Source organism: Myroides fluvii, assembly GCF_009792295.1.
In the GTDB taxonomy this organism is placed as follows: Bacteria; Bacteroidota; Bacteroidia; order Flavobacteriales; family Flavobacteriaceae; genus Flavobacterium; species Flavobacterium fluvii_A.
In genome coordinates, this window is the sequence record NZ_CP039934.1 from 2,936,300 (window position 1) to 2,953,809 (window position 17,510).

The window sequence follows — 17,510 nt, forward strand, 5'->3', positions numbered from 1 at the left end:
ATAATTTTATTGAAGGCAAATATACGGATTGCCTTAGTTTAAGTGAAATAATTTTGGTGTTAATATTTAAAATAAGCGTTTCCGATGGTTATAAGAATTTTTCGCGAATGGAGGCACTGGGAATCATGCACTGATCTTTTTTCCCGTACCATTTGTAGCGGTTTTTTGCGATATAATCGTATAGCGAATCGGCTAGTTTTGTCGGTAAAATAAGAAATAGGGGAAGGAGAGAATACCAGCCCCCTAGATATTTAGCAATCATCAAAGCTGCTTGTGATTTTACGTAATATGCTTCGCCCGGAATATAGAGCACAATGCTATCCGTTTTTTCTCGGTCTACGCCAATTTGCTGTAAAATTTGCTGTCCCAATTCTGAATCCAAGGAAGTGAATCGGAATTGATCTTTTTGATCTGCGTCTATTACCTTTTTGACCACATTGTCACAGAGGTTACATACGCCATCAAAAAGAACGATTTTTTTGTTCTTAGGGAGTTGTTCTATCATTTTTTACGCTCTACCATTTCAAGTTGATCTATGTTTACTTTTGATGTAAAGAAACCGTAGTTTACTGTTGCGGTTTTCTTTTCAATGCTGTCTATTGTTCCTACAGCTCTTCCCTCTAGCATTCGAACGCGATCACCTACTTTTAAAGGAAATTTCGTTTTATTGCTCTCTTCCTGCTGTTTTAGTATTTCCTTTTTCTCTTTTTTCTCCTTTCGAATGACTTCTACTTTCTTTTCTACTTCTTGGAGTAATACTTTTTGCTCTTCTTCTTTCTTTTTCTTTTCAACTAACGTAACTTTCTTGCGTTTGGAATTTTCAATTTCCACCACCTTTAAAAGTTCACTAAACAACGTTTTTTTACTTTTGTTGTTGAAGTATTTTTCTGATAAGTCATCTAATTTCTGTCCCAAGTAAACCAAGCGCTGATTGGAGTCGTATAATTCTTGGTAACGCTCTAATTTGTCTTGTACTTTGGCATTGATGCCTTCTAATTTCTTGCTTTCTTCCCTTGCTTTTGTTTCCTCTTCTTTTAAATTTTGCGAGGTACGCTCTAATTTATGTCGTTCTTTTTGAAGGTTGGTAATGGTTTTGTCAAAGCGAACTTTGTCGGTTTCCACTTTCTTTTTCGCTCGATTGATCAAGCTAAAGGGGATTCCGTTTTTTTGTGCAACCTCAAAGGTAAAAGAACTTCCTGCTTGCCCCACGTTTAATTTGTAAAGGGGTTCCAGTGATTTTTCATCAAAAAGCATATTCGCATTGGTTGCATCGGGCAATTGATCAGCTAATATCTTCAAATTGGTATAGTGGGTTGTAATAATGCCATAGGCTTCGCGATCATAGAATTCTTCTAAGAAAACTTCCGCCAAGGCACCTCCTAATTCTGGATCCGAACCCGTTCCAAATTCATCTATTAAAAATAGGGTATTTGAATTACATTTCTTCAAAAAGTAATTCATATTTTTTAATCGATAACTATACGTGCTCAAGTGATTCTCGATGGATTGATTGTCGCCAATATCCGTCAGAATACGATCAAATAAAAACGTATGGCTGCGCTCGTGAACAGGAATCAGTAAACCCGATTGCAACATGAGCTGAAGTAAGCCAATTGTTTTTAACGTAATACTTTTTCCTCCCGCATTTGGACCCGAAATCACAATGATTCGGCTGTTTTTTTCCAGTTGAATGGTTTGCGGATGGGTTGTTTTTCGTTTTTCTTTGTTGTTTAACCACAAAATAGGGTGGTAAGCTTCTCTGAAATACAAGGTTTTTTCTTCGCTAATTTCTGGAAGTAACCCATTTATTTTTAATGCATATTTTGCTTTTCCTGCAGTAATATCTACTAAGGTTAAGTATTGTGTATACTCGAATAACAAGGTTCTGAATGGGCGAATGGCATTGGTTAGTGCCTTTAAAATACGAACGATTTCTTCTCGCTCTTCGTATTCCAAATTACTGAGTTCTCGAGAGAAATTTAAAGTTGCTTCAGGCTCAATATACACGATACTTCCTGTTTTTGATTGACCTAAAACACTTCCCTTTACTTTACGGCGATGCATAGCAATAACTGCCAAAACACGTCGATTATCTACGATGGTCTCTCGAATATCATCTAGATATCCCGCACTGTTGTATTGAGATAAAGCAAAACCAAAACTTTGATTGATCTTTCCTCGAACCAAATTAATACTCTTGCGAATGGACATTAAATCAACAGAAGCATTGTCTTTGATTTCTCCATATTTATCCAGTACATGGTCAATTTCTTTTCCAATACTCTTTTCTAAAACTAAGGTAGCCGTATCTGCTGCCAGATGCGGATAATAATCGCTGAATTTTTTAAAATACGCAATTAGGTTGCTTGTCGTTTCAGTGAGGTTGTATATTTTTTTAAAACTGCTGATTTCTAAAAAACTGTCTTCTATACCCAAAAATTTTAGCTCATAGTCAATCCCGTCAAAATAGTGATTGGGGATAACGTTGTTGTTGGTAAAAGAAGCTAAATATTCTGAGGTTTGGTTTAAGGCATGTAGGGTTTCTTCCTTGGTTTTATACGGAACGATTTCCATCGCCAGCTCTTTTCCGCTTTCTGTTACGCAGCGGTCAGAAACGAAAGATAAAACGGTATTGAATTCTAAATCTTGTAAAGTCTTCTTGTTAATCGATGTCATTTGTTATAATGAGATTATATAGCAAAAATACTACTTATTTATGGAAAAAAAGAAGGAAGAGGGATAAAGATAAGAGGAGTTTATAGGAAGTAGAGGAGGTAGAAAAAGAAACGTTTATCTTTGTTTTGAACGTAGCGATATAAATCGAATAGAAAGAAAAGTACAATGAAAAACACGGTATGGGTTGATGAGTTAGTTACAACATTGGCTTCAGTAGTGGAGCATCGGTTGGTCAAGAAAGGAGAAGCGCTCTTGCGAATCGGCGAGGTGTGTGATTATGTTGGGCGAGTAGAAATAGGTGCGATGCGTATGTTTTATATCGATGCTGCTGGTAGTGATCGGTCTTTTTCGTTTTTTCTTGCTCAGGATATTTTCACCAATTACGAAGGGTTACTTACAGCAGAAGCCTCGAAAATGGAGATTCAAGCGCTAGTAGATACGCAGGTGGTGCTGATTCGAAAAAAAGACCTATTTCATCTTTACGAATCTTCTTTTTATTGGCAAAGAATGGGGCGATTAATGTCAGATGCTATTTTTTTATCCGCTAAGGAACGAATCGACTTTTTGCTGTTTCATACTCCTGAGCAACGCTATAAGCAACTACTGGCCAATCAACCCCGTATTTTACAGGAAGTACCCCAAAAGTACATTGCTAGCTATATTGGCATCCAGCCACAATCGCTCTCTCGAATAAGAAAGCGATTAAGTAGGGAATAAGTTAACTTAAGTGAACGCCTGCTTTTTTCTGGATCTCTACCTTTGGATATAAATAAAAAGAAAATGAGTGGTATTGAAGGGATTAAAGCAATCAATTTTTTGATATTTCTATTTTTAGGAGGCATTCACCTGTATTGGGTGTTTGGAGGACAATGGGGACTTAACGCTGCTCTTCCTTCTAATGCTGAGGGGGTGCGAGTTCTTCAACCTGGAAAAAAGGGAACAGTTGGTGTGGCTTGCTGTTTGTTTGTAGCCGGGTTATTTTCAAGTGGGGTGATTACTTGGGGAACGTGGCCTTTTTTAGTTATCGGAATCTTGTTTGGACTTCGAGTTATAGGTGATTTTAGGTATGTGGGTATCGGTAAAAAGATAAAAAATACGCCTTTTGCTCAGAAAGATGCAACGGTTTTTATTCCGCTTTGTATTTATTTGAGTTTAAGTCATTTTTTCTTGTTTTATTGGTAATACTTTTATTTTTTTAATAGGTATGATGAATATCAGTTCTTTTCTGTGTTAAAAATTAGTAATTTGTATTCAAAATAAAAAAGCAAAAAATAATTGTAAGAAATACTGAAGCTATGAAATATGTATCTGCTCAAGAAGCTGCGAAAGTTGTAAAATCTGGAGATCGAATTTATGTACATGCCGCCGCTGCAACACCCAATATTTTAACCAAAGCGATTAGCGATAGGGCGAGTGAATTGCGCAATGTTGAATTTTGTCATATTCACACGGAGGGAGAAGCGCCTTATGCGGATCCTGCATTGGCAGAAAGCTTTCATGTGAACTCTTTTTTTATTGGCAAGAATGTGCGTCATACATTAGCAGCAGGAAATGGATCGTATACACCTGTTTTCTTGAGTGAAGTGCCGATGCTTTTTCGCAAAGGAGTGCTAAAAGTAGACGTGGTTCTGATTCAAGTATCACCACCAGATGAACACGGATTTTGCTCCTTAGGTGTATCAGTTGAGGCTTGTGTGGCGGCTATGGAAAGAGCAAGGGTGGTTATTGCGCAAATTAATCCGCAAATGCCCCGTACGTTTGGCGATAGCGTATTGCACAGTTCTAAAATTGACCTAGCGGTGGATCATAACTGTCCTATTTACGCGGCTAAAGAAACTATAATTACAGAAAAAGAAGCAACAATTGGAAAATTTGTGGCTAATTTAATAGAAGATGAAAGTACACTTCAAATGGGGATTGGCTCTATTCCCAACGCCGTTTTAGCTCAGTTGAATAACCATAAAAACTTGGGATTACATACGGAAATGTTCTCGGATGGCGTAATTGACCTAATTAAAAGTGGTGTGATTGACTGTTCGAAAAAGAAAATTGCCAAAGGAAGAGCCTTGGCAACCTTTTTAATTGGGTCAAAAAAACTATATGATTTCGTTGATAACAACCCTTTTATTGTACTAAAAGAATCGAGTTATGTCAACGATACAGCTATTATTAGAAAAAATCCAAAAGTAGTGGCGATTAACTCGGCCATTGAAGTCGATTTAACAGGTCAAATTTGCGCAGATTCCATCGGACATAAAATGTATTCGGGTGTAGGAGGGCAGATGGATTTTGTGCGTGGTGCTTCGTTGAGCGAGGGAGGAAAAGCGATTATCGCCTTGGCCTCGACGAGCAATCAAGGGCATAATCGCATTGTTCCCTTCTTGCGTCAAGGGGCGGGGGTAGTTACTACGCGTGCACATGCACAATACATTGTTACAGAGTATGGTGTGGCCGATTTATATGGTAAAACACTAAAACAACGTGTAGCGGCTATGGCTGAAATTGCACATCCTGATTTTAGAGAAGAAATACTAAAAGCGTATTTTGATAATTTGAAAGGGTGAAATAGTTGACAGTTAACAGCTAACAGTTAACGGAAGATAATTGTAAATAAGAAAAACCATTCCTTTGTAGGGAGTGGTTTTTTTTTGTTGGGGTGGTGAGGTGGTGAGGTGGTGAGGTGGTGAGGCGGTGTGGTGGTGAGGTGTGGTGATGAGGTGGTGAGGATTCATCGAGAATTTGTACAAAAAAGCAAAAAAGCAAAAAAACAAAAAAGCCAAAACCAACTGCTAACCGCTAACCGATCTCAGATAACTTTTTCGTTTTTTTGCACAATAAAATATAGCGGGATGCTGTTTAAAAAGGGTATAAATCGTTATATTTGACACTAAAATAAATTGAAAATCAATGCGTAAAATTAATAGGTTGGCTTGTATAGCTGCACTAGTGGGGAGTATGAGCCTTTATGCGCAGCAAACAGCTGTATATACAGGTCCTTATGCAACGTTTAATCATGCAGTAGCACTGTATAATGAACAAGAGTATTTAGCTGCCCAGCTATTGTTTGATAAAATTAAAAAAGAAAATAGTTCAGAGAACAAAGATATAGAAGCAGATTGCGCGTATTATATAGCAAATTGTGCAATTCGATTGGATCAAAGTGGTGCGGAAAATAAAATCGACGATTTTGTAGCTAATTATCCAACGAGTTCTAAACAGAATATTGCGTATATCGAAGCTACGGATTATTATTTCTCGAGAGGTCAGTTTGCAAAAGCAGCTCACTATGCGGCCAAGGTAAAAGACCACGTGATTGAAACCGAGAAGGTAGCAGATCGTTTCTTTTTTGAAAAAGGCTATAGTTCTTTTTATATGAAGAATAGAAAAGAAGCGAAAAAGTACTTAGAAAAAGTAAGTCAAAAAGGAGAATGGGGCGAACAAGCAACCTATTATTTAGGATATATTGCTTATGATACAGATAATTTTGACGACGCGAAGAAACTCTTTGAAAAAGTTGAAAGCAAGGAAAAGTACAAGGAGAAAATGGGGTACTTCCAAGCGGATATGAATTTCAAAACTGGAAATTTCGAACAAGCCATTGCAGATGGTTTATCGCAAATCAATAAATCGAATCCACAAGAAAAATCAGAACTTGCAAAAATCATAGGAGAAAGTTATTTTAACTTGAAACAGTATGATAAAGCACTTCCTTATTTAGTAGACTACAAAGGGAAGAATGGCAAGTGGAATAATACCGATTACTATCAGTTGGGATATGCCTATTATAAGTCGAAAGATTATGAGAAGGCAATTGAACAGTTCAACAAAATTATTGACGGAGATAATTCGATTGCTCAAAATGCGTACTATCATTTGGGAGAAAGTTATTTGCATACCCATAAAAAAACACAGGCATTGAATGCATTTAAAAATGCTTCTGAAATGCGTTTTGATGCGAGTATTCAAGAGGATGCCTATTTAAATTACGGTAAATTGAGTTATGATATTGGAAATGCATACCAAAGTGCGCCTAAAGTAATTAGTGGATTCATGGAAAAATATCCAGGTTCTCCGTATCGTGAGGAAATGGAGGGATTGTTGATTGACTCTTATATTACTTCTAAAAACTTCGCGGAAGCTTTAGTTCTTTTGGAGAAAAACAAAACAACAGCCAATAAAGAAGCGTATCAAAAAGTAACGTTTTATCGCGGTTTAGAGTTGTTCGCAGAAGGAAAGTATGATGATGCTTTGTCGATGTTTACAAAGTCGTTAGTAGAGCGCCAAGATGGATTGTTTACAGCTCGTGCTTACTATTGGCAAGCAGAGTCTAATTACGCGCTGAATAAGTTTACGGAAGCTATTTCTTCTTATGTGAGTTTCATGGGAAGTCCACAAGCAAAAAATACCAATGAATATAAAAATGTAAACTACGGTTTAGGATATACTTATTTTAAGCAAAAGGAGTACAGCAATGCCTCGAAGCAATTTCAGAGCTTTATTGCCACAGCACCCAAAGATGAAGCTAGGCGTATTGATGCTTACCTTCGATTGGGAGATAGTCAATTCGTAGAGGGAAGTTATTGGGCAGCGATGGAGGCGTACAACAAAGTAATCGAAGCGAATAAAGTAGATGTTGAGTATGCGCGCTTTCAAAAAGCATTGGCTTATGGATTTGTTGATCGTTTACAGAAAAAAGCAGACGATTTAATTGCCTTTACCAAAGACTATCCAAAATCAAGCTTAACGGATAATGCCTTGTATGAGTTGGGGATGACTTATGTTGTGATGCAACAACCGCAAAAGGCTACACCTGTTTTTGATCAATTGCTGAAGAATTTTTCAAAGAGCTCTTATGCGTCTAAAGCTTTATTGCGCCAAGGCTTGATCCATTACAATGCCAATAGAGCAGATGAAGCTTTAGTGAAATTTAAAGAAGTGGTAGCGAAGTATCCTACTAGCGCAGAAGCAATCGAAGCGGTTCAAAATGCTAGATTGGTTTATGTGGATCAAGGAAAAGTGGATGAATATGGGGTATGGGTAAAAGGATTGTCATTCGTTAGTGTGAGTGATTTAGAATTAGATAAAGATACCTATGAGTCAGCCGAAAAACAGTATATGCAAAATAATACGCAAGCTGCAATTGCTGGTTTTGAGAAGTATTTAGTCGCTTATCCTAAAGGGTTAAAAGCATTACATGCTCATTTTTATTTGGGTCAAATGTATTTCGCTTCCAATAACCTGAAGAAAGCACAACCGCATTATTTAGCTGTTGTGGAAGGCAATAAAAATGAATATGTAGAGGTGAGTTTATCCCGTTTGTCCGAAATTTATCTGAAAGAGAATGATACGGATCAAGCGCTGTTGATGTTGAGTCGATTGGAAAATGAAGCCGCTCAAGAACAAAACAAAGTTTTTGCAAAATCAAATTTAATGAAGTTGTATTACCAAGAAGGAGATTATACAAATGCATTAGATTATGCTGAACAGGTATTGAAATTGACTAAAATTGACGATAAGGTTAAAAGTGATGCTCAAATTATTATTGCGCGAACTGCTTTTGCAAATAAACAATATGACAAGGCAAAAAAAGGATATGCGGATGTTGCTAAAATTGCAAAAGGTGAACTAGCTGCTGAAGCCTTGTATTACGATGCTTTCTTTAAACGTATGGACAATAAATTTGACGCTTCGAATGAAAGTGTTCAAAAATTGGCCAAAGACTATTCAACCCATAAGTATTACGGAGCAAAGGGATTAGTGTTAATGGCGAAAAATTTCTATAGCTTAAAAGATGCGTATCAAGCAACGTATATCTTGGATAGTGTTATGAAGAATTTTGGAGAATTTGCGGATGTTGTGGCAGAAGCGCAACAAGAATTGAATGCCATTAAAGGCCAAGAGGCGAAAAGCAATTCATCTGTTATACAGTAAGGTTTAATCGAATTAGAAAGTAATTATGAAGCAGATAAAAATTTTAACCTTTGTATCCAGTGTTTTGTTTGTTGGTACAATGGTAGCTCAAGATAAAAATAAAAGTGATTTAGGAACAGAGGTTGTTGATGTAGTAAGACGCTATGATGCTACTGTTTCAGAGGCATTTAAAGTAAGAGAATTGCCGAATTTAGACGAAGATGTTAAAAGTAAAAAGAAAGAAGTTGTTTATACTATTACTTCTTTCCCAGTAGCCTCTACTTTCGTACCTACTAAAGGAGAGGCAGCGAAAGTGGACGCAAAGCGAAATTTAGAGCGTTTTGATAACTATGCGTTATTTGCTATTGGTAATTACACCAATATTAATGGAGAATTGTTTCTGAGTAGTCAACTCGATCCGGATAGTTATATCGCTGGATTTGTGAATCACTTCTCTTCTCAAGGGGGAATTAAGAACTTGCTTTTAGATGATGATTTCTCTAAGACGAAAGCGGGAATTAATTTCTCTGGTCAAAAAAAGAAAATTGGATGGAATACAGAAGTAGGAGGATCTTACCAAACGTTGAATTGGTATGGTTTACCTCAAGAGGAAATGGGCGATTTGATTCCGCAGAGTACTGTGGTTAGCATCAATCCAAAACAAAAGTATAAATCGTTCTATTTTGATGGGTCAGTGTCTTTTGAAGATTTGCCAATCAAAGGAGTTGATGTGTACTACAATAATTTTAGCGATGATTTTGATCGCGCTGAAAATCACTTTGTATTCAAGCCAAGAGTGGAAACTGCTATTGATGAAAATATCATAGCAAAGTTAAATGTTGTTGTGGATTATGTGAGTTCAGATTATAAAAAACAAAATTTCTTTGATGGAGATGGAACTGTCAATTTTTCAAACAACAGTATTCAAACGGTTAAGTTAAAAGATCAGCATTTTACGTTTGGAGCAGAACCTAGTGTAGTGTTTAAAGGAGAGGATTACTTTGTGCAATTGGGAGTAGGTCTGTACTATAACAATGGAAAAATAGCAGGTAATTCAGAGAATGCCTTTAAATTTTATCCACAAGTTAAGGCGTCTTATAACGTAGTGCCAAATATTGTAATTGCTTATGTTGGAATTGATGGAAGTCTAACGCAAAATACATTCAAAGATTTTGTGGATCAAAACCCATTTGTTTCACCAGAAGCGGGATTGTTGCCAACAGATAAAACCTATGATTTTTATGCAGGGATGAAAGGAAAGTTAGATCATACCGTTTCTTATAATGTAAAGGCATCTTACCGCAAAGAAAATGACAAAGCGCTATTTATTTCTACTCCGTATTCCTCAAATGTCAATCGATTGAATTATTTGTATGGTAATGCGATGGATGTAGTTTATGCTGAAGTAGAAACGTTTAATCTTTTTGGAGAGTTGCGTTTTGATTTGGACAATACCGTGATTATGGGAATTAGAGGAGAGTACAATCACTACAAATCAACCACAGGAGAAGCGTGGGGATTGCCTGATTTTAAGCTAGGAGCAGATGCTTTAATTAATTTTACGGATCAGTGGTTTGCTGGTGTTGATTTACAATATGTAGGAGAGCGAAAAGATTGGTTCATTGATCAAGGTTATCAAGGTTATGGACAGGATAGTGCTATTATACCAAAAAACATGGAGAAAAAAGTAGATGGATATGCAGATTTAAGTTTAAAGGTAGGGTATCGACCTACGAAAAACTGGACTGTATTCTTGAAGGGGAATAATCTATTGAATGAAAACTATAATCAATGGGGTAATTTCATGTCTCAAGGTATTCAAGTCATGGGGGGAGCTATTTATAAATTCGATTTTTGAGAGTAATTACGATTTAAATATTGTTAAAAATCATATATTATTAGTTTAAAATTGTTTTATTCTCATTTTTTAATTTTTTTTCATAGTTTATTGGACTACTTTTGTCGAACAAACAGCAATACAGAACCGATAAGGTATTTTAAGAAATTAAAAATGACATTAAAACAAGAATTAAAGGCTACATTCTTACAGCGCTTAGATGATAAGATTGAGGCTCTTCAAGATATTGTAGAAGATTTAGCCACAGATGCTCAATCAGATGCCAAAAGCTCTGCAGGAGATAAACATGAAACAGCTTTGTCTATGATGCACTTGGAACAAGAAAATATAACCAAAAAAATTAGAGAAAGCCTAGAGTTAAGGGAGGTTGTGAAACGAATTGACGAGCACAAAAATTCACGAGTAGTTGAGTTTGGATGTGTGGTGAAAGTAAATACCGTTTATTTGTTTTTAGCAGCGGCCTTACCTAAAGTAACAATAGGTGATGTATCTGTTTTGGGTGTTTCTATGGACGCACCTATTGCTAAGGCACTTTTGGGACGTCAAATACACGATTCTTTTTCTTTTAATAATTGTGATTTTACCGTTAATTTTTTAGAGTAAATTAAAGAATTAATTCATATAGAGCAGATGTAAGCTTACGTTTACATCTGCTTTTTTTTTATTGATTTACTGTCTTTAAAATAAAGTGCGTTTTTTTGTGAAAAGATGGATTATTATCGTAATTTGAAAACCTCCATATTTTTGTTAGAAATGTTTAAATTATACATGAAAAACCTTGAGATAAGGTGTGGAGAAGTTGATAAATTGTTTTAAAAAAACTATATTTGTACGTTACTTATTTTAGAAAAATATTATGAGCCAAGAAGTAAATAAGGGAAATTATTCAGCCGATAGTATTCAGGCACTAGAAGGAATGGAGCACGTAAGAATGCGTCCTTCCATGTATATTGGAGATGTTGGAGTGCGCGGATTACACCACCTTGTATATGAAGTAGTAGATAACTCTATTGATGAGGCATTAGCGGGACATTGTGATACCATTAATGTAATGATTAATGAGGATAATTCCATTTCTGTTGAAGATAACGGTCGTGGTATTCCCGTTGATATGCACAAAAAAGAAGGAGTATCAGCTTTAGAGGTAGTAATGACCAAAATTGGTGCAGGAGGTAAGTTCGATAAAGATTCATACAAAGTATCAGGTGGTTTGCACGGGGTAGGAGTATCGTGTGTAAATGCTTTATCTGATTTGTTAAGAGCTACTGTTTACCGTGATGGAAAAATCTATGAGCAAGAGTATTCGAAAGGTAAAGCCTTATTCCCTGTAAAAGTTGTTGGTGAAACGGATAAGAGGGGGACAACGGTTATGTTTAAGCCCGATCCAACTATTTTTACACAAACGTTAGAATATTCGTATGATACATTAGCTTCTCGTTTACGCGAATTAGCATTCTTAAATAAAGGATTGACAATTACCTTAACGGATGCTCGTGAAGTAAATGAAAAAGGAGAAACTAAAAATGAGGTTTTCTTCTCTAAAGAAGGATTGAAAGAATTTATTAAGTTTTTAGATGGCAATCGTACGCCAATTATTAATGAGGTAATTTGGATGGAATCTGAAAAAGGTGATGTTCCCGTAGAAGTTGCTTTGGTTTATAATGATACGTATTCTGAAAACATCTATTCGTATGTAAATAATATTAACACACATGAAGGAGGAACGCATTTACAAGGGTTCCGTATGGGGTTAACGCGTACGTTAAAAAAGTATGCAGACGCTTCTGGATTGTTGGATAAGTTGAAGTTTGAAATTAATGGGGACGATTTCCGTGAAGGATTAACGGCGATTATCTCTGTTAAAGTAATGGAACCTCAATTTGAAGGTCAAACGAAGACGAAATTGGGAAATAGAGAAGTTGTTTCACCAGTAAGTCAGGCGGTTGCTGAGATGTTGGAAAACTACTTAGAAGAGAATCCAAATGATGCGAAAATCATTGTGCAAAAGGTAATTTTAGCTGCTCAAGCTAGACATGCCGCTAAAAAAGCACGAGAAATGGTTCAGCGTAAAACGGTAATGACTGGGGGAGGGCTTCCAGGGAAATTATCGGATTGTTCAGAACAAGATCCGACAAAATGTGAGGTGTTTCTTGTCGAGGGAGACTCGGCGGGTGGAACTGCCAAACAAGGACGCGATCGTAATTTTCAAGCTATTTTGCCACTGAGAGGTAAAATCTTGAACGTTGAAAAAGCAATGGGACACAAAGTGTTTGAAAGTGAAGAGATTAAAAATATCTTTACCGCTTTAGGAGTGACGATTGGAACAGAGGAAGATAGTAAAGCATTGAACCTGGAGAAATTGCGTTATCACAAAGTAGTCATTATGTGTGATGCCGATGTGGACGGTAGCCACATCGCAACACTTATTCTTACTTTCTTCTTCCGTTATATGAGAGGACTGATTGAAAATGGACACGTATTCATTGCAACGCCACCATTGTATATGGTGAAGAAAGGACAACGAAAAGTATATGCGTGGAGCGATGAAGAGCGTTTAGCTTTAATGGAAGAGATGGGAACAGGATCTAGCGTACAACGATACAAAGGTCTTGGAGAGATGAATGCGGAGCAATTGTGGGAGACAACAATGAACCCGGAACACCGTATCTTGAGACAAGTTAAAATTGACGATTTAAAAGAAGCCGATTTGGTTTTCTCAATGTTGATGGGGGATGAAGTTCCGCCACGTAGAGAATTTATTGAGAAAAATGCAACGTATGCGAAAATCGATGCTTAATTAAAAATATCTAAAATAAAAGGTCAAGCATATTTGCATTGACCTTTTTTTGTTTAACGAAAACTTTAAAGCCATTTAATTATGAAAGTATCTGTAATTGGAGCAGGTAACGTTGGTGCTACATGCGCTGAGGTTATCGCATTTAGGCAAATAGCAAGTGAAGTAGTGCTTGTCGATATTGCTGAAGGATTAGCTGAAGGTAAAGCGATGGATATCATGCAATGCGCCGCTAATTCAGGTTTTGACACTGTAGTCAAAGGGGTAACAAAACAATATGCCCGTACTGTAAACAGCGATGTTGTCGTGATTACTTCCGGAATTCCTAGAAAGCCAGGAATGACACGTGAAGAGTTAATAGGAACAAATACAGCTATTGTAAAAAGTGTAATGGAAAACGCATTGACCGTTTCGCCTCATGCAATTTTTGTTATTGTAACCAACCCAATGGATACCATGGCTTTGGCAGCATTGAAAATATCAGGTTTGCCTAAAAATAGAATTATCGGAATGGGAGGTGCATTAGATTCGGCCCGCTTTAAGTATTTCTTAAGTCAGAAATTAGACAAACCGGTAGCAGATATCGAAGGAATGGTCATCGGCGGACATGGAGATACAACCATGATTCCCCTTATTCGCCTAGCTACTTACAAGGGAATTCCAGTTTCTCAATTGTTGTCTGAGGCAGATCAACAAGAAGTGGTAAAACAGACCATGGTTGGTGGAGCTACTTTAACCAAGTTATTGGGAACTTCAGCTTGGTACGCACCAGGAGCTGCAGTAGCACAATTGGTGGATAGTATTCTACATGATAGAAAAAAATTAATACCTTGTTCAACTTTGTTAGAAGGAGAATATGGAGAGCAAAATATCTTCATTGGCGTTCCGTGTATTATTGGAAAAAATGGAATCGAGAAGATTGTCGATATAGCGCTAAATAAAGAAGAAAAAGAAGAATTTAGTAAGAGTGTGGAAGCTATTAAAGAAGTGAATAAAGAACTTCATAACATACTTTCCTAAAATAATTTTAACAGGTCGAGCAAATAGAAGTGAAAATCCTTGTTTTTTTAGCGATAAACTTGCTAAAAGAATTGGTTAATCTAGCATCATATTTTATATTTGCTCGTTTTAAAAAAATAATTAATTAATTTTTAGTAATAATGCAAAACAAGGGACTTGTTAAATTTTTTGCAATAATTTTTGCTCTGGTAAGTATTTACCAGTTGTCTTTCACCTTTGTTACAGGCCATTATGAGGACAAAGCGAAAGCTTTTGCTAAGGGGGATTCTGAGAAAGAATTACACTATTTAGACTCTATTGGTAGCCAAACAGTTTTTTTAGGACAGACATTTAATGAAGTAAGAGCTAAACAAATCAACAAAGGATTAGATTTAGAGGGAGGTATTAACGTTACGTTACAAATCTCTATCAAAGATATCCTTAAGGGATTAGCGAATAATTCGAAAAATGCTGTTTTTAATAAAGCATTGGCAGAGGCTGAGACAATGAGACAAGGTAATCAAAGTTACCTTGATGCGTTTTATGCTGCTTTTGAAAAAGAATCTAAAGGTAGTGTGAAATTAGCTTCTGGCGATATTTTTGCAAACAGAAATTTAAGTGAGATTACAGTAGGGATGTCAGATAACCAAGTGAAGGCTATCTTAGACAAAAAAGTAAAAGAATCTATTGAGAGTGCGTACCGCGTATTCAGAGAGCGTATTGATAAATTTGGTGTGTCACAACCCAATATTCAAATGCTAGGTGATACAGGGCGTATTTTAGTTGAATTGCCAGGTGCAAAAGATGTAGATCGTATCAAGAATCTTTTACAAAGTACTGCTCAATTAGAGTTTTGGGAAACGTATAAAGTTGAGGAAATCGGAAACTACTTAGCTTCGGCTAATGAGTATTTAAAATCAACTCAAAAAACGACTAAATCTGAAACGAAAGAAACAGAACAAGTTCAAGATTCAACAAAAACAGATGTTGATGCATTATTAGGCGGAATCAAAGCTGATTCTACCGAGACGGATCAATTACAAGAATTAGGCCCTTTATTTAGCCTATTCGTTGGAGGTGGACAACAAGGAAGCCCTGTTTTAGGGTATGTTCAAACGAAAGATACAGTAAAGGTAAACGGGTTGTTAAAGCGTCAAGATGTTAGAAACTTGTTGCCTGCTGATCAAAAATATGCTCGTTTCGCTTGGGGTAAACCAAGTAAAAAAGACCCGGATATCGTTGAATTATATGCCTTAAAAACAAACCGTGAAGGAGTTCCTCCTTTAAGTGGTAGTGTTGTAACAGGTGCGCAAGATGAGTATGATAATTTTGGTCGCCCAGTTGTTGGTATGACGATGAGTCCAAAAGGAGCTAAAATCTGGGAAGAATTAACCGGAAAAGCGTATACTGAGCGTTCAAATATTGCAATCGTTTTAGATAACGTAGTGTATTCTGCACCAGGTGTTACTAATGGACCAATTTCTGGCGGTAGATCATCAATTTCTGGTGATTTTACAGTTGCGGATGCAAAAGATTTAGCGAATATCTTACGTGCGGGTAAATTACCTGCAGGTGCAGATATCGTACAGTCTGAAATCGTAGGACCATCATTAGGACAACAAGCAATCGACGCAGGGATGCTTTCTGCAATCGCTGGTTTAATCGTTGTTTGGTTATGGATGGCTTTCTACTATGGTAGAGCAGGTTGGTATGCAAATATTGCGTTATTAGCTAACTTATTGTTCATGTTCGGTATTTTAGCAAGCTTAGGTGCTGTATTGACGTTACCAGGTATTGCCGGTATCGTATTAACAATGGGTACTGCAGTAGATGCGAATATCATTATTTCCGAACGTGCGAAAGAATGTTTGCGCAAGGGAATGAGTCTAGCGGATACAATTAAGGAGTCATATAGCTGGAAAGGTGCTATGCGTCCAATCGTTGATGCAAACGTAACGCACATCCTAACAGGGGTTATCTTATTCGCTTTTGGATCAGGACCTATCAAAGGATTCGCGACTACTTTACTAATCGGTATCGCTACTTCATTATTTACTTCAATTTTCATCGCTCGTATCTTCATGGATAGAGATGTGAAAGCAGGAAGAACATTAATGTTTGCAACGAATATCACGAAAAATTGGTTTACAAACTTCAACTTTGACTTCTTGAAAATGAAGAAAGCAACGTATGGCCTTTCTGCTGTAATTGTTGTGGTTTCTTTTGCTTCATTCTTTATCAATGGATTTGATGAAGGAACAGATTTCGTTGGAGGTAGAACCTTCCAAGTGAAATTTGACAAGGAAGTTTCTGCTAACGATGTTAGTGAAAAATTAGGGGAAGTATTTGGAGTAAACGTTGAAGCAAAAGTTTTTGGTAACAAAGAGCAATTAAAAATCACTACAAAATACAAAGTAGAGGAAGAAGGTGCAGCTGTTGACCAAGAAGTAAATGAAAAATTATACAACGGATTAAAACCATACTACTCTAAAGATATTACGTATGAGGAATTCGTTAATGCTACAGAAGGGAAAGTATACGGAGTTATTCAAGCTTCTAAAATCGGACCAAGTGTTGCAAAAGACGTAAAACAAAATGCATACTGGGCTGTTTTAGGTTCTATGGCTGCTATTTTCATTTACCTGGTAATTTCATTCCGTAAATGGCAATACTCTTTAGGTGCTATTGTATCGGTAGCGCACGACGTAATTTTTGTATTGGGAGTTTACTCGTTGACTTATAAATTTATGCCTTGGCATATGGAAATCGATCAACACTTTATTGCAGCTATCTTAACTGTAATTGGTTATTCGATGAATGATACTGTAATTGTATTTGACCGTGTGCGTGAATTTATCGCTGGTAAAACGAAAGGTGACTTCAATAAAATTGTAAATGATTCAGTAAATACAACCTTATCAAGAACAATTAATACATCGTTGACTTTAATCTTTGTATTGTTGATCATGTTCATCTTTGGTGGAGATTCAATCCGCGGATTTATCTTTGCCATGTTAATTGGTATTATTGTAGGAACATATTCGTCTTTATTCCTTGCTACGCCTGTATTAGTTGATACAATGCCTAGAAAAGACAAAGAGGAAATTGAAAGATTACACCAAGAAGCTCAAGAAGAATTAGTTGCTGAACAAGCATAGTTTTTCTAGAACTAATATAAAATCAAAAGAGGAAGTAGTGCAAACTGCTTCCTCTTTTTTGTTTTTCGTTGTTTAACATTCGTTAAAAATAGCTAAGATAAAAAAGTGTTTTTTT

At 36.5% G+C, this 17,510-nt stretch carries 11 protein-coding genes; 9 read left to right on the forward strand and 2 right to left on the reverse strand.

Annotated elements, in window-relative coordinates; genetic code table 11:
- Positions 1–88 precede the first annotated feature (88 nt).
- On the reverse strand, positions 89–505 hold the full coding sequence (locus FBR08_RS13135) for a thiol-disulfide oxidoreductase DCC family protein (protein WP_158963142.1): 417 nt from the start codon (positions 503–505) through the stop codon (positions 89–91).
- The gene (locus FBR08_RS13140) at positions 502–2,676 is read right to left on the reverse strand and encodes an endonuclease MutS2 (RefSeq protein WP_158963143.1); all 2,175 of its coding nucleotides are present in this window, start codon (positions 2,674–2,676) and stop codon (positions 502–504) included. The genes FBR08_RS13135 and FBR08_RS13140 overlap by 4 nt, the downstream gene beginning before the upstream one ends.
- Before the next feature lie 165 nt (positions 2,677–2,841).
- Here FBR08_RS13140 and FBR08_RS13145 point away from each other — a divergent pair, with 165 nt between their 5' ends.
- From FBR08_RS13145 to secDF, 9 genes are all read left to right on the forward strand, one after another.
- Positions 2,842–3,393 (forward strand): Crp/Fnr family transcriptional regulator, encoded by a 552-nt coding sequence (locus FBR08_RS13145; protein WP_158963144.1) that lies wholly within the window; start codon positions 2,842–2,844, stop codon positions 3,391–3,393.
- A 63-nt stretch (positions 3,394–3,456) separates the two neighbouring features.
- Positions 3,457–3,858, forward strand: coding sequence for a DUF3995 domain-containing protein (locus tag FBR08_RS13150; protein WP_158963145.1), 402 nt, complete (start codon positions 3,457–3,459; stop codon positions 3,856–3,858).
- A 113-nt stretch (positions 3,859–3,971) separates the two neighbouring features.
- Entirely contained in the window at positions 3,972–5,240 is a 1,269-nt protein-coding gene (locus FBR08_RS13155) for an acetyl-CoA hydrolase/transferase family protein (protein ID WP_158963146.1), read from the forward strand.
- 343 nt (positions 5,241–5,583) lie between these two features.
- On the forward strand, positions 5,584–8,607 hold the full coding sequence (locus FBR08_RS13160) for a tetratricopeptide repeat protein (protein WP_158963147.1): 3,024 nt from the start codon (positions 5,584–5,586) through the stop codon (positions 8,605–8,607).
- Between the two features lie 25 nt (positions 8,608–8,632).
- Positions 8,633–10,444 (forward strand): TonB-dependent receptor, encoded by a 1,812-nt coding sequence (locus tag FBR08_RS13165; protein WP_158963148.1) that lies wholly within the window; start codon positions 8,633–8,635, stop codon positions 10,442–10,444.
- 153 nt (positions 10,445–10,597) lie between these two features.
- Complete coding sequence (locus FBR08_RS13170; protein ID WP_158963149.1) at positions 10,598–11,047, forward strand: hypothetical protein; 450 nt, start codon at positions 10,598–10,600, stop codon at positions 11,045–11,047.
- A gap of 253 nt (positions 11,048–11,300) precedes the next feature.
- Complete coding sequence (gene gyrB / locus FBR08_RS13175; RefSeq protein WP_158963150.1) at positions 11,301–13,241, forward strand: DNA topoisomerase (ATP-hydrolyzing) subunit B; 1,941 nt, start codon at positions 11,301–11,303, stop codon at positions 13,239–13,241.
- 81 nt (positions 13,242–13,322) lie between these two features.
- Positions 13,323–14,258, forward strand: coding sequence for a malate dehydrogenase (locus FBR08_RS13180; protein WP_158963151.1), 936 nt, complete (start codon positions 13,323–13,325; stop codon positions 14,256–14,258).
- A 140-nt stretch (positions 14,259–14,398) separates the two neighbouring features.
- The gene (gene secDF, locus FBR08_RS13185; RefSeq protein ID WP_158963152.1) at positions 14,399–17,395 is read left to right on the forward strand and encodes a protein translocase subunit SecDF; all 2,997 of its coding nucleotides are present in this window, start codon (positions 14,399–14,401) and stop codon (positions 17,393–17,395) included.
- Positions 17,396–17,510: the final 115 nt, after the last annotated feature.